A 19,617-nucleotide genomic window follows, 5' to 3' on the forward strand; every position below is an offset into this window, starting at 1 on the left:
CGGCTCCTTCGTCGATCGTTTCACCGCTGATCATGATCGTCTGTCGCATCGCCGTCCGGGCGCGTACGTCCCGTCGTCGCTGTGAGGGCGGGTCCGAGCAGCCGGCTTGCGGCTGCGGCGGCCAGCGTGGCCGCGGCGGCGATGAGCAGGCTGGTACGCAGGCCGTGCAGGAAGCCGGCCGGTTGGGCGAGCAGCGCGCCGAAGACCGCGACGGCCAGGGCACCGCCGACCTGCCGGCTGGTGTTGAACACGCCGCCGGCGACCCCGGCACGGTGGGGCGGGACGGCGTCCAGCAGGGCGGCGGTCATCGGCGGCATCACGAGCGGACCGCTCAGTCCGATCGGGACCATCAGGGCGGCCAGGGCCCAGACCGGGGTCGAGGCGGGCGCGAGGGCGAGGATCGTCAGGCCCGCCGTCATGAGGGCCAGGCCGGTGGTGATGAGTGCCCGCGTGCCGATCCTTTCGGTGATGCGCGCGCTGAAGGGGGTCAGGACGGCGCCGACGAGCATCATCGGAGCGAACGCCGCTCCGGCGGCCAGGGCGGACAGGCCGCGCAACTGCTGGAGGTACAGGCTCATCACGAACGGCAGCCCGTAATAGCCGACGACGAACGCGAAACCGACGACGACGCTGACCGTCGCGGTCCGGGAGGCGAACAGGTCCAGCGGCACCATCGGGTGGGTGCGGAGCGCCTGGGCCGCGAGGAAGACGGCGAGCGCCACGCCCGCCACCGCGAACGCGGCGATCACCCGGGGCTCGGCGAACCCGACTGCGCCGGCCTCGATCGCGCCGTAGGTCAGCCCGCCCATCGCCAGGACCGCGCTGACCTGGCCCGGCCAGTCGAAGGGGACGCGCCGGTGGGGCGAGCGCTGGGTGCGGACGAGCAGGATCAGGGCCGCCGCGGCGACGGGCAGGTTGATGAAGAAGATCAGCCGCCAGCTGAGCATGGTCAGCAGTCCGCCCAGGACGGGGCCGCACGAGGAGGCGACGGCGCCGCCCATCGCCCACACCGCGACCGCCCGTCCTCGCCGGACCGGGTTCGGGTAGGCGTGGCCGATCAGCGCCATCGAGGAGGGCATCATCACGGCGGCCGCCGCGCCCTGGACGAGGCGGGCGGCCACCAGCGCGCCCAGGTTCGGCGCCAGACCGCAGGCCGCCGAGGCCAGGGCGAAGATCGTCACCCCGAGGCCGAAGGCGCGGCGCGCTCCGACGCGGTCGGTCAGAGAACCCGAGGACAGCAGCAGCGCGGCGAACATCAGCGTGTAGCCGTCGACGACCCACTGCAACCCGGTGATGCCACCGCCGACGTCGTACCGGATCGACGGCAGGGCGACGTTGACGATGACCGCGTCGAGGGTGATGACGAAGAATCCGAGCACGGCGGCGGCCAGCGCGCGGCCGGCAACGGCGCGCGGCCGGTCGGAGCCGGCGGCGATGGCCGGGCAGGCGGTGCGCGTGGTGGACATCAGCGGTGATCTCTTCGCAATGCGGAGTGGGCAAACGGACGGGCTGCTCAGGGCTGCGGCCACACCGTGGCGGGCGAGCCGTACATTGATGGCGCGGCCTGGCGGAAAGGTGGGGCCAAGCGGGCACCCGCTCCTCAGGACCTGGGCATCAACCACGAAACCGCAGGTGGGCGCGGTGAGGGAGTCCCTGTCGTTGCCTGTACTGGCAGAACACCCCATGCCGGGTTTGAACCGGCCGGATGCATCCCGTACGACGGCAAGCCCTGCACCGCTCCCGCGACGAACACCCGGCCTCGGGACGGCCGCCGCGCTTCTGGGTGCCAGCGTTGTCGAACGCCGCGTCCAGCAAGGTCTTCACCGTCGTGTCCACCGTGGCGGCGGGCAGCACATACGACCGGCACCAGCCGGGAAAGCGCTGGTGAGATGGCCGCAAAGAGTTCCTGCTGTTCCCTGTACTGGCAGAACACCCCACAGCGTCGAGATCCGGCCTACCCTGCGAAGACATGGACAACCGCAGTGAGGTCCGCGAGTTCCTGATCTCGCGGCGAGCCAAGATCACCCCGCGGCAGGCCGGGCTGCCCGCCTACGGCGGCCATCGGCGCGTCCCCGGGCTGCGCCGCGAGGAGGTCGCCATGCTCGCCGGCGTCAGCGCCGAATACTACGCCCGCCTGGAGCGGGGCAATCTCAGCGGCGTCTCCGAAAGCGTCCTGGAATCCCTCTCCCGTGCCCTGAAGCTGGACGAAGCCGAGCGCGCCCACCTGTTCGACCTGGCCCGAACAGCCAACGCCGGCCCCCGCACCCGCCGTCGCCCCACCCAGCAGCAGATCCGGCCCGGCATCCAGCGCCTCCTGGACTCCATGACCGACGCGGCCGCCTATGTCCGCAACGGACGCCTGGACATCGTGGCCGCCAACCGGCTTGGCCGGGCCCTCTACGCACCCGTCTTCGACGATCCGGTCCGGCCCGTCAACCTCGCCCGGTTCCGCTTCCTCAACCCCCGCGCCCACGACTTCTACCCCGACTGGGACGAATCCGCCCACACGACCGTGGCCCTGCTGCGTACCGAAGCAGGCCGCGACCCCTACGACCGGGCGCTGACCGACCTCGTCGGCGAACTCGCCACCCGCAGCGAGGAATTCCGCGCCCTGTGGGCCGCCCACAACGTCCGCCTGCACCACACCGGCGTCAAGAACTTCCACCACCCCGTCGTCGGCGACCTCAGCCTCCCCTTCGAAGCCATGCCGCTGCCCGCCGACCCCGGCCTGACCCTCACCGCCTTCAGCGCCGAACCCGGCACCCCGGCCCACGACGCGCTCACCCTCCTCGCCAGCTGGGCCTCCACGCTCGAACAGACCGAACCAGCCCGCGAAAGCGACCAGCCCCGCACCACGGACGCCTGACCCACGCCGGCCACGAACCAGCCCCACCCGTGGCAGCCGCGACGGCCGGGCCCGGTCGGCCGCGTGCGTCGGGGATCCGGGCCGGTCCGGTAACGTTTTGCGACGTGGCCCACTACTTCTCCGAACAGCCGAAGGCAGCGAGCAAGCCGGGCTCCGTCGACCTGGTCCTGCCCGATCTGCACCTGCGGCTGGAGACCGACAGCGGCGTGTTCTCGCCGGAACGGGTCGACGTGGGCACGCGCATCCTGCTGGAGACCGTCCCGCCGCCACCGCAGGAGGGCGATCTGCTCGACCTGGGCTGCGGGTACGGGCCGATCGCGCTGACCATGGCCTCCCGGGCGCCCGAGGCGACCGTATGGGCCGTCGACGTGAACCGGCGCAGCCTGGAGCTGACCGCCAGGAACGCCCAAGCCGCGGGCCTTTACAAAGTACGGTCAGCACATATCGACGAAGTACCAGATGAAGTGAAATTTCGGGCAATCTGGTCTAATCCTGCGATCCGTATTGGGAAGCAGGCCCTGCACGACATGCTCACCAGGTGGCTGACGCGGCTCACTCCCGACGGCGTCGCCTACCTGGTCGTCCAGAAACACCTCGGCTCGGACTCCCTGCAGCGCTGGCTCGGCGAGCAGGGCTGGCAGGCCTCCCGCGAGGCCAGCCGGGCCGCCTACCGCATCCTGAAGGTGACCCGATGAGAAGGCAACTGCGCCCCACCGACGTCAAGCGGCTCAACCGCACCTGGCGCAGGAACACCCAGAACCGCCTCGCCATGATCATCGAGTCGGTCACCGGCCCGTTCAACATCGGCTCGATCTTCCGCAGCGCCGCCGCGTTCGGCGTGGACGAGATCTGGCTCGCCGGCAACGCCACCCCGCCGACCAACCCCAAGGCGGGCAAGACCGCACTCGGCACCGAACGCCTGGTCACCTGGCACGAGCCGATCCTGGCCACCGAGGCGGTCAAGGCCGCCAAGGCGGGGGGCTACACCGTGCACGCCATCGAGCTGACCGCCGAGGCCGTGCCGCTGCACCGCGCCGACCTGGGCCGTGACGTGTGCCTGGTGGTCGGCAGCGAGGATCACGGCTGCTCCCCCGCACTGCTCGAGGCCGTGGACGGCGTCTGCTACATCCCGCAGGTCGGGCGGGTCGGGTCGTTCAACGTGGCGGTGGCCGCCGCCATCGCGCTGTCCGAGGCTCGCCGCCAAGAGTGGGAGAATCTCCTCGAACCGTAACCGACCCGTTCACCCACGGAAGGCATACTCAGGACGTGCTGAGCCGTCGATTCGCCTTTCTCGACCATCCGGGCCCGCTGGCGTTCGCGCATCGCGGAGGCGCCGCCGAGGGCGCGGAAAACTCCATCGCGGCCTTCGAACGGGCGGTCGGGCTCGGCTACACCTATCTGGAGACCGACGCGCACGCCACCTCCGACGGCGTGCTGCTCGCCTTCCACGACCACACGCTCGACCGGGTGACCGACCAGCGGGGCCGCATCTCGGAGCTGCCCTACCGGGCGGTCAGGCAGGCCCGCATCGGCGGGGTTCACGAGATCCCGCTGCTGGAGGACCTGCTGGGCACCTGGCCCGAGGTCCGCTTCAACATCGACGTCAAGGAGGCCGCCGCCATCGCGCCGCTGGCCGAGGCGATCCGGCGTACCAACTCCTATGACCGCATCTGCCTGACCTCCTTCTCCGACGAGCGGTTGACGCTGGCCAGGGCGGCGATGGGCAGGGAGGTGTGCTCGGCGCTCGGCCCGCGCGGCGTCGCCGCGCTGCGCGCCGCCGCGTCCACCTCAGGCTACGGCCGCCTGCTGGCCCGTCTGTCGCGCGCCGGCGTCCCGTGCGCGCAGGTGCCGGTGGGCTTCCGCGGGCTGCGGGTGACCACCCGGAGTCTGGTACGTACGGCGCACGCCATCGGCATGCAGGTGCACGTATGGACCGTCAACGACCCCGTACGCATGGAACACCTGCTCGACCTGGGCGTGGACGGCCTCATGACCGACAACGTCACCGGCCTGCGTACCGTCCTGGAGCGCCGCGGCCAATGGCATCCCGGCAGCCTGGCCGCGTGATCCGGCCGGACGGCCCGGGCTCCGCGGCACGAGCGAGCATCCAGAGCACGGCGTACCAGCCCCAAGAAGCCAAGAAAGCCCCATAAGCCTGCAGGCCGGGCCGCCCGGCCGCATAGGAGCGACTCGACACCATGCCCGTACCCGCACCCCCCGCGGCCCTCGACGACTCCCCCGCAGCCCGCAGGCGCGAGCAGCGCGGCTGGTACTTCTACGACTGGGCCAACTCCGCCTTCTACACCACGATCATCTCGGTCTTCCTCGGCCCGTACCTCATCCCGGTCGCCAAGACCGCGGCCTGCGCCAAGGACTTCCCGAACATCGTCTCCGGCACGTGCGTAGCCGACTTCGACAAGCTGGTCAAGAGCAACCCGGGCCTGGGGTACGTCGACGTGCTCGGCGCCGACATCAGGCCGGCCGCGTTCTTCGCGCTGACGCTGACGATCGCGGTGTTCCTGCAGATCGTGGTGCTGCCCGTGGTGGGCGCGCTGGCCGACCACACCGGGCGCAAGCGGGAGCTGCTCGGCGGCTTCGCCTACGTCGGGGCGCTGGCCACGATGGCCCTGTACTTCGTCGAGGGCGACCGCTACATGCTGGGCGGGGTGCTGTTCATCCTGGCCAACCTCGCCTACGGCTCCTCGGTCGTGGTCTACGACTCCTTCCTGCCGCAGATCTCCACCCCGGCCGAGCGCGACAGGGTGTCCTCGCGCGGCTGGGCCATCGGCTATCTGGGCGGCGGCCTGCTGCTGGCCCTCAACCTCGTCCTCTACACCCAGCATGAGGCCCTGGGAGTTGCCGAGGGCATGGCGGTGCGCATCAGCATGATGTCGGCCGGCCTGTGGTGGGCGATCTTCACGATCATCCCGCTGCTGCGGCTGCGCAACCGTCCCGTGCCCGCCCACGAGACCACGGCGCTGCGCTCGGTCGGCGGCAGCTTCCGCCAGCTCGGCCGCACCCTGGCCGAGCTGCGCCGCTATCCGTTGACGCTGCTGTTCCTGGTGGCGTACCTGATCTACAACGACGGCGTGCAGACGGTGATCGGCAACAGCGCGGCCTTCGCCTCCGAGGCCCTCAAGCTCGACAAGACGGTGCAGATCACGGCCATCCTGATGGTGCAGTTCGTGGCGTTCTTCGGCGCGCTGCTGCTGGGCCGGCTGGCCCGCAGCATCGGCACCAAGCGCGCGGTGCTGGCCAGCCTGGTGCTGTGGACGGCGATCGTGGTGGCGGCGCTGTTCGTCCAGGAGGGGCAGGAGCTGCAGTTCTACCTGATGGCGTTCGCGATCGCGATCGTGCTGGGGGGCACGCAGGCGCTGTCGCGCTCGCTGTTCTCGCAGGTGATCCCGAAGGGGCGGGAGGCCGAGTATTTCAGCCTGCTGCAGATCAGCGACAAGGGCTCGGCGTTCATCGGCTCCTTGACGGTCACGATCGCGCTCAATCTGAGCAACAGCTACCGGATCGCCATCGTGTCCATGATCATCTTCTTCATCATCGGCTTCGTCCTCCTGGCCCTGACCAACCTCCCCAGGGCGATCCGCCAAGCCGGCAACGAGGTCCCCGACCGCATCTGACCCCCATCCCCCGGGCAAACCCCTCGCGCCCGTTCACCGGGAGAGCAGCCGCATGAGGCACCATCCCACGTGGACACGAGGCGCCATCCCACGTGGACACGCGCTGGTGGTCCGGTCCGCAGCCGCCCGCCGCCGTGGGCGACCGGCCTCCGGGGTCGTCCCCGGCGTTCGGCAGCGTAACTCCCGGCGCGTTCCTGGCGCGTTCCTGGCGTTCGGCGGCTGCCCTCCCAGCGGTTTCCTGGACGAGCACACAGGCGGCTCGCCCAGGTGCCCGCACCGAGACGAGCAACCAGACGCCACATCCAAGCGCTCACACCGAGACGCACCACCTGACGGCACATGAAGCGCGCGTGCCGGGACGGACCGCCAGACGGCACATCCAGGCGCTCGTGCCGAGGCGAGCAGCCGCGCGGATCGTCCAGGCGCTCAGACCGGGACGGACCGCCAGACAGCACATCCAAGCGCTCGTGCCGAAGTGAGCAGCCGCGCGGATCGTCCAGGCACTCACACCGGAACGGACCACCAGACGGCACAACCAAGCGCTCGCGACGAAAACGAGCCGGGCGGATCGTCCACGTGCTCGCGACGAAACGAGCAGCTAGGCGGCTCATTCAAGCGCTCGCGCCGATCACGACAACTCGCCGCAGGCTTCCAGCGGGCGGCCAGGCAGGAGGGTTCAGTCGTTTGGGCTGTGTGGCGGATCGGGGCCGGAGTCAGGCAGGGGTTCAGAGCTCGAGTCGGCCGGAGCGTCAGGGCACGGGCCGAGCTTGTGGGCGATCCAGAACGCCGTCCCTGCGAGGGCAGCCGTGCCCACGATGGCGAACAGCACCCACCACCCCCGATGACCGTTGCCGTACGAGTCGCCGGTGGTGCGCCCGGCATCGGAACCCGGCACGCCTGCACCATCCGGCGTGCCAGTACCGCCTGGCGCGCCCGTACCGCGCGGCGGGGAGCCTCCCGGGAGCGACGAGGCGCCGTCGCCAGATGAGGTTGATGGGCCGCCGGTATCGGGCAGAACGGACGAGCCGCCGTCGCCGGGTCGAGTCGCCGCGTCGTCAACGTCGTGCGAGGGCGGCCACCCCTCGGCTCCATCGAGGGACGACCAGCTTCTATGGCCTTCAAGCGACCCCCAAGCCCCAGCGTCCGACGACCAGCCCACGCCGTCCGGCGACCAGCCCCCGCCGACAGGCAGCGAGCCTCCCCCACCGGGCGACCAGCCTGCGGCACCAGACGGCGAACCTGACCCGTCAGGCGACAGGCCCACCGCGCCAGGCGGCGAACCGACACCACCCGGCGACCGACCAGCGGCACCCGCCTGCGAACCGACACCACCCGGCGACCGACCAGCGGCACCTGCCTCCGAGCCGACACCACCCGGAGACTGGCCCACGCCGCCAGACGGCGAACCGGCACCACCAGGCGACCAGCCTGCGGCGGCAGGCGGCGAGCCTGTGCCGGGCTGCGCGGTCGAACTGTCGGAGTGGCCGGATCCTCGGGGAAGCATGGTGGCGTCTCGAGACGGCGAGTTAACGCCGGAGGGCGGAACCCCGTTTGGCGGCGTCTCTGAGCTGCCGGCGCCGCGTTGCACGGGTCCGCTCCCCCCTTTCCAGGTCGGTGAAGTGGCGCTGCCCGACGCCTGTGAATCCGGTCCGCCTCGGGGGTGTAAATCCGGCCCGCCTCGCGCCGGTGAGCGTCCGTCGCGCTTCTGCGGCCCTCCGCCGGCACGCGATGCTGACGGACCTGCGACGCCCCGGAAGGTGCGTGTCCCGTCACCGGCGCCCGCGGGCCCGGGGCCGTGCGAGGCACCCTGCCCCTCGCCGCCCCCCAAACCGCTGGAGGGGGACGGTTGCGCCTCCGCCCCACCCTGTGATCGTCCGTCGTCCGAGCGAGGCTGCGAGCCCTTGCCTGGTCTTGAGCTCCCGCCCGATCCGGCGCCTGAGTGGTCCCTCGCCGGACCCGTACGCACCGCTTTGCCGTCCCCACCATCGCCCTCCCCGTCATCGTCATCGCCCCCGTCGCCATCCGCGGAGGCGGCGGCGACCTGGACCGCGCCGAGCGGCGACGCCGCCCGGGCCTCCCGCCGCCCTGGTAGCGCCGCCGTGGTGCCCAGGACGAGCGCGACGGTGACGGCCGGCAGGAGCCATCGTGGTCCCCGTCTCATCGGCGTCTCCCGTCGGTAGGTCCCGTACGCTGCCGGTTCTCAGCCTGCGGGCCTACGATGGCGCCTGCGTTAGCGGCGGATGAGAGGTCTCTCATCGACAGGCGGACGCCCGATCCCGGAAGCCGTCCAAGGCGGCACGCCAGTCACGGCAGTCCGGGCGGCTCTGATCGCTACAGCCAGGGACTGACTGCAGGCACGGCGGTGCGGCCGGTGATCTGGTCACAGCGACCCGGGACGCCCTCCGGGTGCAACGGCGCGGCCGACGTCCTCGTCACGAGGTTCAGGGGCCCAGGCCGGTCACGGCGGTGCGATCGGTGGGCTGGTCACGGCAGAGGGCGGAGTGCCCGGTCGGCAGTGCGGTGGGGGGCCGGCCGCAGCGGACGGCGGTTTGCCCGATCACCACAGTACGGCCGGTGGGATGGTCGCGGCGGACGGCTGCGTGCCTGGTCATGACTGTGCTGCGAGGAGCATGGTGCCGGGGCCCTGGGCCGCGCCCGGGCCGCGTACGGCTGAGACCGTGTCCGCGGTGGCCTCGTCGCCGCAGTGTGGGCAGGTGACGACGGGGGTGAAGCGCTCGCCGCAGGAGTGCACCAGGAGAGCGGGCGGGCCGCCCGGCGGCGTGGACCAGCGATCGCCCCAAGCCATCAACGTCAGCAGGGCCGGCACGATATCGCGGCCCGCCTCGGTGAGGACGTACTCGTGGCGCACGGGACGCTCCTGGTACGGCCGCTTCTCCACCACGCCGGCCGCCACCAGATGCTCCAGGCGGCGGGTCAGGAGGTTGCGCGAGATGCCCAGGTCCTCCGCCAGGTCGTCGAACCTGCACAGGCCCAGGAACAGGTCACGCAGGATCAGCGGTGTCCACGGCTCGGCGACCACGCCGACGGCCTGGGCGATGGAGCAGTGCATCTCACCGAACCTGTTCATGGACCCAGGATAGTGGGTTGATAAAGTGAACCTATGACAGTTCACATTCAGAACTCACCTGCCGCCGCCTACCGCCGGGCCGGTGAGGCACACGACGTCGACGCCCTCGTCGCCACGCTGGCCGACGACGTGGTCTTCCGCTCGCCGCTCAGCGCCAATGCCGCCTTTCAGGGCAAGGAGCAGGTACGGGAGCTGTTCTCGGTCGTGTTCGGCGTGCTGTCGGACCTGCGCTATCAGAGGGACATCGGCGACGAACGTACGCGGGCCCTGACCGCGACCGCCCGGCTGGGGCGCCAGGAGATTCACGAGGCGGCGCTGGTCGAGGTGGGCGAGGACGGGCTGATCAAGGAGATCACCATGTGGATCCGACCCCTGCCTGGGCTGACGGCGATGATGGCCGCACTCGGCCCCGGCATGGCGCGCACCACCGGCACACCGGGCCTCCCTTGGCTCGTTGCCGCCGCCGTCAAGCCGCTGGCGGTAATGACCCGCTTCGGTGACAGGACCCTGGTCCCTCTCCTGACCCGCAGGCGTCCCCGCTAGAGCCCAACCGGGCGCCCGTCTCGTGCCACTCCGCCCCGGTTCGCCATCATGCCCAGTTCCGCCCCGACTGCCCTGCCCTGCCCTGCCCTGCTCGCCCGGAGGATGGTCGCGCTCGCCGGGTTCAAGACACCCGGCCAGGCCGTTTGAGAGCCCACGCCCCGCCGGTCTCACACCAACCAAGGAGGTTCACTGATCCGAAGAGAGAGCAGTGCTCTTGACAATGCTCTCTCGAAGCGAGAGCATTGCTCTCACTAAAGAGCAACGCCCTCTTCAAGGAGCATTGATGGCCCCCAGGCTCACCTCCCTGGCCTTCGCCGCCGCCGGCATCCTCTTCCTCGCTTATCCCGCCATCCGCCCCTCCGGCGACGACGCCACAGCCATGGCCTCCACGGCGTGGGTCGCCGGGCACGCGGCCGCCATGCTCGGTTTCGTGCTGCTCGGCCTGGCCGTGCTCGGGCTGCACCAGGTGCTCGGCGACCGCCTCTCCCTGCGTGCCGCCGTCGTGACCTGGGTGGGCGCGGGCCTGACGCTCCCGTACTACGGTGCCGAGGACTTCGGCCTGAACGTGATCGCCCGGCGTTCCCTCCACGACCAGGCGCCCGCGCTGATGGACCTGGCCGAGGAGTTCAGGTACGGTCCTGTCGCGATCACCATGTTCGCCGTGGGACTCCTTGTTCTGGCCGTCGGCGCGGTGATGGCGGCGATCGCCGTCTGGCGGTCCGGAATGCTGCCCAAGTGGAGCGGGACGGCTCTGGCGCTGGGGTTCGTGCTGTTCATTCCGCAGTTCTTCGGCCCGTATCCGCTGCGGATCGCGCACGGCGCGCTGATCATGATTGGCGGGGTCTGGCTGGCGGCGGCCCTGGTCAGGGCCGGAACGCGGGCCCGATCGGCGACTGTGTGAAGAACCGACGCCCCAAGCGCGATTGGATCACCCCGCGGGTGGGAATCCCATCACGGTACCAAGCGTTAGACACCGTGGGAGACAGATCCCCCCACGCAAGGGGGCCCTGTAGGAGGCATTTAGACATGGGCGAGCGCGCGCTTCGTGGCACCCGGCTCGGGGCAACCAGCTACGAGAACGACCGTAACACGGATCTGGCCCCGCGCCAGGAGGTGTCCTACACCTGTCCTAAGGGCCATCGCTTCGAGGTTCCGCTTGCAGCCGAGGCTGAGATCCCCGCTACCTGGGAGTGCCGCATGTGCGGCGCGACCGCGGTGCGGGTGGACGGCGAGCAGCCGGAGTCCAAGAAGGTCAAGCCCCCGCGGACACACTGGGACATGCTCCTGGAGCGGCGGTCGATCGAAGATCTTGAGGAGGTGCTCAACGAGCGGCTCGCGGTTCTGCGGGCCCAGCGTCGTAAGAGCGCCTGACCTCCTCTCACGGTGAAACCCCCGGGCTACCCGCCCGGGGGTTTCTTCATGCCCACACCACGAAGATGCCCACACCACGAAGATGGTGCCAGGGTCAGGTCAGGACCCTCGGCCCGAGGCGGCCGTGGTTGACGCGATCCGGCGCGCCCGCGCATCCCGACGACGCGTCCGTCCTTGACCGCGAGGTCCAGGCCGTCAGTGCCGTGCAGGAGCGTCGCGCTCTGCACTCCCCGTCCTGCGCGCGCAGACCGCTCTCGGGCAAGGAGCCGACGCGGGCCCGCCAGGGCTCTACCTCCCAGCCCGGACGGCGTCCGCGTCCCCCATGGCCCGGCGAGCCTACGGCATGCGTCCTCCCGGGGCCGATAGACCTCGAACGCAGGCCCCACCGGGACGATCAGTCGCGGTCCTCGCGGATGACCTCGCCGTGCACCACCCGGCCGCTGTCCGGCACTCTCACGTCCTGGTGGGGCGGGAAGAGGTTCGCGTACGGGGAGCTCGCGGCCAGCCGCTTGACCCGGCGGTCGAAGAACCAGGCGCCCAGGCGGCGCATCAGAGGCCGCGTGAACGGCAGGATGCACAGGAACCCGAAGACGTCCGTGAAGAAGCCCGGCGTCAGCAGCAGCGCGCCGCCCACCAGGACCAGGCCGCCGTCGGCGAGCTCGCGCTCGGGCATCCGGCCGGACCCGATCGCCTCCTGGAGCGCCCGCCAGGCCCTGCGGCCCTCGCGGCGTACCAGCCAGGCGCCGAGCAGGCTGTCGGCGATGAGCAGGGCCACGGTGGCGGGCCCGCCGATCACCGAACCCACCTGGATGAGCAGCCAGATCTCCAGGACGGGGACGACCAGGAAGGCCAGGAAGAGCAGCAGCCGCATCGTTTCCTCGATTCCGCACCAGCGCGTTACACCAGGAACAACGGCCGACGGCCCCAAAGCGTTCCTGGCTGCTAGCGCGCCCTGGGCACCGAGTCGAGCAGCAGCCTGGTGTAGGGATGCTCGGGCTCCGCCAGCACCCTCGCGACGGGCCCACGCTCGACGACCACCCCTCTGTGCAGCACCAGCGTGTCCTCGCACAGGTGGCGTACGACGGCCAGGTCGTGGCTGACGAACAGCAGCGCGACGCCGGATTCGGCGCGCACCCGGTTGAGCAGTTCGAGGATCTGCGCCTGGATGGAGACGTCCAGCGCGGCCACGGCCTCGTCGAGCACGAGCACCGACGGTTCCACGGCCAGCGCCCTGGCGATGGCCAGGCGCTGCCGCTGCCCGCCGCTGAGCTGGTGGGGCCGGGCCCCGGCCTCGCGGCTGCCCAGCCCGACCTGGTCGAGCAGCTCGGGGACGCGCGAGCGGTCCCCGCCGTGCAGCCGGAGCGCCACCTGAAGGCACTCGGCGGCGGTGAGCCGCGGGTCGAGCGACAGATAGGGGTCCTGGAACACCATCTGGATCTCGCGGGCCCGCCGGAGCCGCGCCGCCCGGCCGCGTTCCCTGGCCGAGCGCGCCCGCCCGTCCACGGTGATCGTGCCGGAGTCGGGGGTGACGAGGCCGACGAGCATGCGCGCGATCGTCGTCTTCCCCGACCCGGACTCCCCGACCAGGCCCAGCGAGCCGCCCGGCGGCAGCCCGAAGGACACCTGGTCGGCGGCCACCGAGCCGTGGAAGGACTTGCACAGATCGTGTACGCCGAGCATCACGCCTCCACCAGACGGCAGGCGGCGGAGCCGCCGGACACGGTCACGGGCCGCGGCGACCACTCCTCGCAGGCGTCCGCGGCCCGCGGGCACCGCGGCGCGAACGGGCAGCCGGCGAACGTGTCGTCCAGCGAGGGCGGGCGGCCGGGGATGGGCCGGAGGGGACGGGGATCGTCCAGCTCCGGCGTGCAGGCCAGCAACCCGGCCGTGTACGGGTGGCGGGGGTCCTCGAACAGCTCCTTGGCCGGTCGCGACTCGACCACCGTGCCCGCGTACAGCACGTGCACCCGGTCGCAGAAGGACGCCGCGAGGTGCAGGTCGTGGGTGATGAACAGCATGCCGAGCTCCCGCTCCGCCTGGACCTCGCGCAGCAGGGCGAGGGTCTCGGCCTGCGTGGTGACGTCGAGCGCGCTCGTCGCCTCGTCGGCCAGCAGCAGCGCGGGGTCGGCGGCCAGCGCGGCGGCGACGACCACCCGTTGCAGCATGCCGCCGGACAACTCGTGCGGGTATTGCCGCATGCGCAGCTCGGGATCGCGCAGGCCGACGGCGGCCAGCAGCTCCACCGCCCGGGCGCGTGCCTCGGCCTTGGGGCGGCCCAGCGTGTGCACCATGCGCTCGGTCAGGAAGTCGCCGACCCGGCGGACCGGGTTGAGCGAGGAGCGTGGGTCCTGGTAGATCATCGACACTTGCGAGGCCCGCAGGTCCCTGAGCCGGCCCGGGTCCATCGCGAGCACGTCCTCGCCCGAGACCAGCACCCTGCCGGAGGCCGCCGCCCCGGCGGGCAGCAGCCGCAGCACCGCCCGGGCCAGCGTGGACTTGCCCGATCCCGACTCGCCGACCAGGCCCACGATCTCGCCCTTGCCGACGGCCAGCGACACCTCGCGCAGGATCGGCCGCCGGCCGCCCGCCGTGATCGTCAACTCCTCCACGGAGAGCAGCATCAGGTCCCCCTCACGCCCATGCGGTCGGCCAGGCGTACGCCGATCACGTTGAACGACACGACCACCAGCGCGATGGCCGCGCCCGGCACCAGCACCGGCAGGAACGCGCCCTGCACGATCGCCGGTTGTCCTTCCTTGACCATGAGCCCCCAGTCGGACGACGGCGGCTGAGCCCCGAACCCGAGGAAGCTCAGCGTGGCCAGGCTCATCAGCCCCTCGCCGAACAGCACGACCAGGTAGCCCACGATCGAGCGCGCCATGTTGGGCACCAGGTGCCGCACGCAGATCGCGAACCCGCCCATGCCCTGGACCCGGTAGGCGTCGATGTACGGCTTGCCGCACTCGCCCAGCGCGACGCTCCTGGTGTAGCGGGCGATCGTCGGCGTGTACGCCAGCCCGAGCGCGACCACGGCCGTGGTCATCCCGTTGCCGAACACCGCGACGACCAGCACCACGAACAGCAGCCCCGGGAAGGCGTACATGACGTCGGTCAGCCTGGACACGACGGCGTCCACCCAGCCGCGGTGCCAGGCGGCCAGTGTGCCCAGCGCGACGCCGAGCACGGAGGCGATGGCCAGCAGCGCCAGGGGGCCGATCAGGGAGGTGCGGGCGCCGTACAGGACCCTGGTGAACAGGTCACGGCCGGACTGGTCGGCGCCGAGCGGGTGCTCGGGCGACATCGGCGCGAGCGTGGCGGCGAAGTCGACCCCGTCCGGCTCGTACGGGGCCACCAGCGGCGCGAACACCGCCGCCACCACGACCAGCACCAGGAAGGCGCCGGCCAGCCGGTAACCGAGCGGCCGGGCGGCCTTCGGAGAGAGTGTGGCGACCATCGTGGTCATGCGGGCCTCCGCACCCTGGGGTCGATCAGCGGCTGGGCGAGATCGACGAGCGTGGTCACGAGGATGTACGCGCTCACCATGAGCAACATCACCGCCTGCGTCACCGGGAAGTCGTGCGTGTTGATCGCGTTGACCAGCAGCGAGCCGACGCCGTTGAGCCCGAACGCGGTCTCCACGGTCACCGTGCCCGCCAGCATGCCCGCCGTGACCAGCCCGCACATGGTCACGATCGGCCCCAGCGCGCCCCTGAGCACGTGTCTGACCACGATCAGCCGCTCGGACAGCCCGGACGCGCGGGCCACGGTCACGTGGTCGAGCTCGCGCTGCTCCACCATGGACTGCCGGGTGACCCGGCTGATGATGGCCAGCGCGCCGAGCGCCAGCGTCACGGCGGGCAGCGTCAGGTGCCACAGCGACTGGCCGCCCATGACGGGGAACCAGCCGAGCTGCACGCCGAACAGCGAGATCAGCGCCGTGGCCACCACGAAGGGCGGCACCGAGGTGGCGAACGTCGTGCCCGCCACCACCGCCGAGTCGGTGCGCCCGCCGCGCACCGCGGCCAGCACCCCGAGCGCGACCCCGAACACCACGAACAGCACCGCGGCGTACGCCACCAGCCCGAGCGTGCTCGGCAGCCGCGCCATCAGCAGGTCGAAGACCTGGTCGTTGTACTGGGTCGAACGCCCGAGGTCGCCGGTCGCCGCGTCACCGAGCCATCGTGCGTACTGCACCAGGAACGGGTCGTCCAGGTGGTATTCGGCCCGGACGGCGGCCAGGTATTCGGGCGTGAGGTTCTCCTTGCCGCCCGCCAGGAACGTGACCGGGTCGCCGGGCGCCGCGTAGGACGCCCCGAAGATCACGAACGAGGTGGCGAGCAGCGTGACGAGCAGCCCGGCCAGCTTGCGCACCATGGACTCAGCCCTTGGCCCCGAGGTCGGCCGCCCACGGATAGCCCATGTTCACCTGCGAGGCCGGGGGCCCGGTCACCTTGCTGCCGAGCACGACCGCGTTGGGCACCTCGACCAGCGAGATCCACACCATGTCGGCGGTGAAGCGGCGCTGCAGCTCGATGACGTCCTTGGCGCGGGCCGCGTCGTCGGTGGCGCTCAGCGCCTTGGCGACGAGCTCGTCGTACTCGGGCGAGCTGAACTTGACCCAGTTGTTCGACGAGCCGGTCAGGCCGTTGTCGTAGAAGCCGATCGGGTCGGACTTGGTGATGTACCAGTCGTCGGGCACCAGGTCCACCTGCGCGCGCAGCGACTTGTCGGTGTAGAAGCTGCCGAACTCCGAGGCGGGGACGGTCTTGATCTGCGCGGTCAGCCCGATCTTCTTCGCCGCGTCGACCACCGCGTTGGCGATCACCGTACGGGCCTGCTCGCCGTTGGTCGCCACGATGATCGGCTCCTTCGGCGACCCGGCCTCCTGCACGAGCTTCTTGGCCTCCTCCAGCCGCGGCGTCTCCGGCGACCCCTGCAGCTGGTCGTAGGCCGCCTGGAACGCCTCCTTCTCGTAGGACCACGCCCCCGCCCCGACCGGCACCTTCCACGGCCTGGCCAGCCCCGCGAACCCGGACTTGGCGATGCCCGCCCGGTCGACCGCCAGCGACAGCGCCCGCCGGATCCGCGCGTCCTTCATCACGCCGCGGTCGGTCGGCAGCAGCACGAACACGCGGGTGGTCGCGCCGTAGGCCACGCTCACCGCCTGGTTGCTCTGCAGCGCCACCGCGGGCCCGGTGTCCGACAGGTAGGCCCCCTGCGCCGCCCCCGTGACCAGGCTGTTGACCAGCGCCGTGTCGTCGGCCCACTGGAAGGTGACGCTCTTGGTGAGCGGCTTGACGTCCTTGTTCCAGTACGCGTCATAGCGCTCGATTGTCAGCTGGCTGCCGGACTTCCACTCCTTGAGCCGGTAGGGCCCGCTGCAGGCGTCTTCGTGCCCGGGTGTGCCGAAGTCCTTGCCGAGCTCGTCCACGACCTTCTGGTTCAGCACGATGCCCGCGCCGCCCGCGAGGGCCTGCACGAACAGCGCGTTGGGCCGCTTGAACGCGATCGTGACCTCGTGGTCGCCGGTCTTGGTGACCGACTGCACGTCCTCGAACTCGTCGGACTCGTCCTTGCCCTCACCCGAGTGCCGCTTGAGGCTCCACACGACGTCGTCGGCGGTGACCGGCGAGCCGTCGTGGAACGTGGCGTCCTGGCGCAGCGTGAGGACCATGGTCTTGGGGTCGCGTTGCTCGGCCTTCTCGGCCAGCCACGGCTTGACCGTCATGTCGGGCTGGGTCTGCATGAGGCGCTCGCAGACGTTGGCCATGACCGTGCGGTTGTCGGTGCCGCCGTCGAGGTCGAGGTCGAGGGTGCCGGGCTCCTGGCCGAGCAGCCAGACGGCGTTGTCGAGCGGGCCTGCCGCCTTCGGCGTGCGGTCGACCAGCGTGAGCGTGGCCGGGTCGGGCGCCTTGGTGGTGGCCGCCGGTCCGCCGCAGGCCGCGGTGAGAGCGGCGAGCCCGAGCAGGGCGAGGGTCTTCTTCACGGGGTCACTTCTCCATGCGGTCCGTCGTAGAGGTTCCAGGGCACGCGCTCGTACTCGTGGTCACAGGGCGTGCCGGCCGCGATCAGGTAGTCGCCCGTGGTGAGGTCGACGCAGCTCGACAGCAGGGTCGCCCACCGTTTGACGGCGGGCTGGGTCTCGTCGGGGTGGGTGCAGAGGGACTCGGGGTAGCCCAGGTGGTCGGACATGGCGAGCCTGATGCGCTTGCGGGCCTCGTCGGTGCCGGACGCCTCGGCCACGGTACGCAGCCCGCCCTCGGCCCTGGGCACCCGGAACAGCGAGTCGGCCGAGCCGGGCCGGTAGGTCGCGGCCAGCTGCGGCGGCACGAACGCCTGGTAGTGGTTGCCGTGCACGAGCAGCCCGCCGGTCGGGTACATCCAGCCGATCGCGCCGGGGGTGGTCTCCAGATCGATGGCGAACCCGTCGCGATGGGTGACCAGCGCGTTGCTGGCGATGTGGGCCCGCGACTTGGTCAGCGCCTCCAGCGCGGAGTTGAGGTTGCCGCTGTCGAGCACCTTGCGCCTGATCAGCGTCTGCGGCACGCCCACCGAGTCGTCGAAGCGCCCGCCGAGCCCGTTGGCGTTGAGCGCGATGCCCGCCGAGTTGGCCCCCTGCCGCCCGACCTGCCCCGCCTCCACGTGCATGATGACCGTCGGCCGGCCGGGCTGCACCACCCTCAGCACCATCACCGTGTCGGAGACGCCGTCGCGCCAGTCCCAGTTCTGGCCCGCGTAGACGTGGCCGTCGCCGGAGGCCTCCGGCATCAGCGCGAACGACGTGCACCCGTCGGGCTCCATGGAGCCGAACGTGGTGTCGTAGATGATCTCGCCGCGGGCGTTGAGCGCCAGGATGTCGAGGAAGCCGACGCCGGCGCCCTCGGCGATGCCCTCCATCTCCTCGACCAGCTCCGGCGCGAACTCCTTGCTGGGCTCGACCCAGCGCGCCGCACGCGCGCCGACCTGCTCCCACGACAGGCCGCTGGAGTGCGCGAACGCCTCGGCGTAGTAGGCCAGCGCGCGGTGCACGCGGTCGCGGGCCTGCTCGCCGTACTGGCGCCCGCGCTCACGCGGAGCGCCGGAGATCTCGACGAGGGGCAGGGATGTGAGGCTCAATGGTGCTCCTTGGACCGGCCGGCGTCCTGTAACGTTCATTTCAAGGGACGGCAAGTCTGTAGCGGTCGTTTCCAAAGACAGAGTAATGAGCGCTACACGGGAGTCAAGAGTCGTAATGGAAAATACACACAGCCCAATCGAGCAGCTCAGGGCCATGGTCAGGCAGCTGTGGGACGAGCTGTCACCGGCCGAGCGGGCCGTGTGCCACTATTTGATCTCGGCCTCGCCCGAGCAGATCCTCTTCGCCAGCGCCCAGGAGCTGGGCAGCGCGACCGGCACCAGCAACGCCACCGTGGTGCGCACCATGCAGCGGCTGGGCTTCGGCGGCCTGCCCGGGCTCAAGCGGGCGCTGGCGGCCGAGTTCACCTCGTCCGTGGCGCCCGACGTCCGGCTCAAGCGGCGCATCGGCCACGTGGGCCAGGACCTGTCGGCCATCTGGGAGCGGGTCTTCGACGAGGCCCGCGAACGGATCGACCACTGCCGCCGCCTGCTCGACCCCGAGGCGTACAAGAAGGCCGTGGAGCTGCTGGTCAACGCGCCAGGAGTGCTCGTCTACGGCGCCGGCGCGTCCGACCCGGCGGCCCGCCACTTGGCGCTCAAGCTGGGCCGCCGGGGCCACCGCGCCCGCGCCACCTCGGCCACCGGCTTCGCGCTCGCCGACGACCTGCTCTCGCTGGCCCACGACGAGGTGCTTGTCATCTTCCAGCCCGGCCGGCGGCTCAAGGAGATCACCGTGCTGATCGAGCGGGCCCACGCCGTGGGCGCGGGCATCGTGCTGATCTCCGACGAGCTCGGCGGCGAGTTCGCCGAACGCGTGGACGCGGTGCTGGCCGCGCCGCACACCCCCACCGGCATCACCGGCGAGCCCCTGGCCGGCATCCTCGTGGCCGACGCGCTGCTGCTGGCGCTCGACTCGCTAGACGAGCCGCGATCCGTCGAGCACTCCCACCAGCTCAACGCGCTGCGCGAGCAGCTGCTCGGCCCGCGTTTCCGCTAGAAGG

The 19,617-nt window shown here is 71.1% G+C and carries 19 protein-coding genes; 10 read left to right on the forward strand and 9 right to left on the reverse strand.

What is annotated here, in order from left to right; all coding sequences use genetic code 11:
- Positions 1–20: 20 nt before the first annotated feature.
- Positions 21–1,466 carry a DHA2 family efflux MFS transporter permease subunit gene (locus tag ACWEPL_RS27010; RefSeq protein WP_452437805.1) on the reverse strand — a complete coding sequence of 482 codons (1,446 nt, stop codon included), beginning with the start codon at positions 1,464–1,466 and terminating at the stop codon, positions 21–23.
- A gap of 239 nt (positions 1,467–1,705) precedes the next feature.
- Between ACWEPL_RS27010 and ACWEPL_RS27015 the strand changes: the two genes are divergently transcribed.
- The 6 genes from ACWEPL_RS27015 to ACWEPL_RS27040 all read left to right on the forward strand — a co-directional run bounded on the left by ACWEPL_RS27015 (position 1,706) and on the right by ACWEPL_RS27040 (position 6,498).
- Complete coding sequence (locus tag ACWEPL_RS27015; RefSeq protein WP_452437806.1) at positions 1,706–1,888, forward strand: hypothetical protein; 183 nt, start codon at positions 1,706–1,708, stop codon at positions 1,886–1,888.
- An 81-nt stretch (positions 1,889–1,969) separates the two neighbouring features.
- Positions 1,970–2,866, forward strand: a complete 897-nt coding sequence (locus ACWEPL_RS27020) for a helix-turn-helix transcriptional regulator (RefSeq protein WP_363968654.1) — start codon at positions 1,970–1,972, stop codon at positions 2,864–2,866.
- A gap of 104 nt (positions 2,867–2,970) precedes the next feature.
- A complete protein-coding gene (locus ACWEPL_RS27025; protein WP_452437807.1) occupies positions 2,971–3,561 on the forward strand; it encodes a class I SAM-dependent methyltransferase in 591 nt (196 codons plus the stop codon).
- The gene (locus ACWEPL_RS27030; protein WP_350734572.1) at positions 3,558–4,097 is read left to right on the forward strand and encodes a TrmH family RNA methyltransferase; all 540 of its coding nucleotides are present in this window, start codon (positions 3,558–3,560) and stop codon (positions 4,095–4,097) included. The genes ACWEPL_RS27025 and ACWEPL_RS27030 overlap by 4 nt, the downstream gene beginning before the upstream one ends.
- A 38-nt stretch (positions 4,098–4,135) precedes the next feature.
- A complete protein-coding gene (locus ACWEPL_RS27035; protein WP_452437846.1) occupies positions 4,136–4,933 on the forward strand; it encodes a glycerophosphodiester phosphodiesterase family protein in 798 nt (265 codons plus the stop codon).
- A gap of 131 nt (positions 4,934–5,064) precedes the next feature.
- The gene (locus tag ACWEPL_RS27040; RefSeq protein WP_363968660.1) at positions 5,065–6,498 is read left to right on the forward strand and encodes an MFS transporter; all 1,434 of its coding nucleotides are present in this window, start codon (positions 5,065–5,067) and stop codon (positions 6,496–6,498) included.
- Between the two features lie 2,608 nt (positions 6,499–9,106).
- Here ACWEPL_RS27040 and ACWEPL_RS27045 read toward each other — a convergent pair.
- Positions 9,107–9,586, reverse strand: a complete 480-nt coding sequence (locus ACWEPL_RS27045; protein WP_363968662.1) for a winged helix-turn-helix transcriptional regulator — start codon at positions 9,584–9,586, stop codon at positions 9,107–9,109.
- A gap of 33 nt (positions 9,587–9,619) precedes the next feature.
- On the opposite strand from ACWEPL_RS27045, the gene ACWEPL_RS27050 reads away from it, so the two are divergent.
- From ACWEPL_RS27050 to ACWEPL_RS27060, 3 genes are all read left to right on the forward strand, one after another.
- Positions 9,620–10,129 (forward strand): nuclear transport factor 2 family protein, encoded by a 510-nt coding sequence (locus ACWEPL_RS27050; RefSeq protein ID WP_452437808.1) that lies wholly within the window; start codon positions 9,620–9,622, stop codon positions 10,127–10,129.
- Between the two features lie 283 nt (positions 10,130–10,412).
- Positions 10,413–11,030: a hypothetical protein gene (locus ACWEPL_RS27055; protein ID WP_452437809.1), complete on the forward strand. Its 618-nt coding sequence runs from the start codon at positions 10,413–10,415 to the stop codon at positions 11,028–11,030.
- Between the two features lie 125 nt (positions 11,031–11,155).
- The gene (locus tag ACWEPL_RS27060; RefSeq protein WP_185074387.1) at positions 11,156–11,500 is read left to right on the forward strand and encodes an RNA polymerase-binding protein RbpA; all 345 of its coding nucleotides are present in this window, start codon (positions 11,156–11,158) and stop codon (positions 11,498–11,500) included.
- 394 nt (positions 11,501–11,894) lie between these two features.
- Here ACWEPL_RS27060 and ACWEPL_RS27065 read toward each other — a convergent pair whose 3' ends face one another.
- The 7 genes from ACWEPL_RS27065 to ACWEPL_RS27095 all read right to left on the reverse strand — a co-directional run bounded on the left by ACWEPL_RS27065 (position 11,895) and on the right by ACWEPL_RS27095 (position 18,616).
- Positions 11,895–12,371 carry an FxsA family protein gene (locus ACWEPL_RS27065; RefSeq protein WP_363968670.1) on the reverse strand — a complete coding sequence of 159 codons (477 nt, stop codon included), beginning with the start codon at positions 12,369–12,371 and terminating at the stop codon, positions 11,895–11,897.
- A gap of 71 nt (positions 12,372–12,442) precedes the next feature.
- Complete coding sequence (locus tag ACWEPL_RS27070; protein WP_452437810.1) at positions 12,443–13,180, reverse strand: ABC transporter ATP-binding protein; 738 nt, start codon at positions 13,178–13,180, stop codon at positions 12,443–12,445.
- Positions 13,180–14,121, reverse strand: coding sequence for an ABC transporter ATP-binding protein (locus ACWEPL_RS27075; RefSeq protein ID WP_449896652.1), 942 nt, complete (start codon positions 14,119–14,121; stop codon positions 13,180–13,182). The genes ACWEPL_RS27070 and ACWEPL_RS27075 overlap by 1 nt, the downstream gene beginning before the upstream one ends.
- The gene (locus tag ACWEPL_RS27080) at positions 14,121–14,963 is read right to left on the reverse strand and encodes an ABC transporter permease (RefSeq protein ID WP_363968674.1); all 843 of its coding nucleotides are present in this window, start codon (positions 14,961–14,963) and stop codon (positions 14,121–14,123) included. The genes ACWEPL_RS27075 and ACWEPL_RS27080 overlap by 1 nt, the downstream gene beginning before the upstream one ends.
- The gene (locus tag ACWEPL_RS27085; protein ID WP_350734590.1) at positions 14,960–15,874 is read right to left on the reverse strand and encodes an ABC transporter permease; all 915 of its coding nucleotides are present in this window, start codon (positions 15,872–15,874) and stop codon (positions 14,960–14,962) included. Before ACWEPL_RS27085 ends, ACWEPL_RS27080 begins: the two co-directional genes overlap by 4 nt.
- Before the next feature lie 4 nt (positions 15,875–15,878).
- Positions 15,879–17,486, reverse strand: a complete 1,608-nt coding sequence (locus ACWEPL_RS27090; protein WP_452437811.1) for an ABC transporter substrate-binding protein — start codon at positions 17,484–17,486, stop codon at positions 15,879–15,881.
- The gene (locus ACWEPL_RS27095) at positions 17,483–18,616 is read right to left on the reverse strand and encodes a C45 family peptidase (RefSeq protein ID WP_363968678.1); all 1,134 of its coding nucleotides are present in this window, start codon (positions 18,614–18,616) and stop codon (positions 17,483–17,485) included. Before ACWEPL_RS27095 ends, ACWEPL_RS27090 begins: the two co-directional genes overlap by 4 nt.
- Before the next feature lie 154 nt (positions 18,617–18,770).
- On the opposite strand from ACWEPL_RS27095, the gene ACWEPL_RS27100 reads away from it, so the two are divergent.
- Positions 18,771–19,613, forward strand: a complete 843-nt coding sequence (locus ACWEPL_RS27100) for a MurR/RpiR family transcriptional regulator (protein WP_350734596.1) — start codon at positions 18,771–18,773, stop codon at positions 19,611–19,613.
- Positions 19,614–19,617 lie beyond the last annotated feature (4 nt).

This window comes from Nonomuraea sp. NPDC004186 (assembly GCF_053603495.1).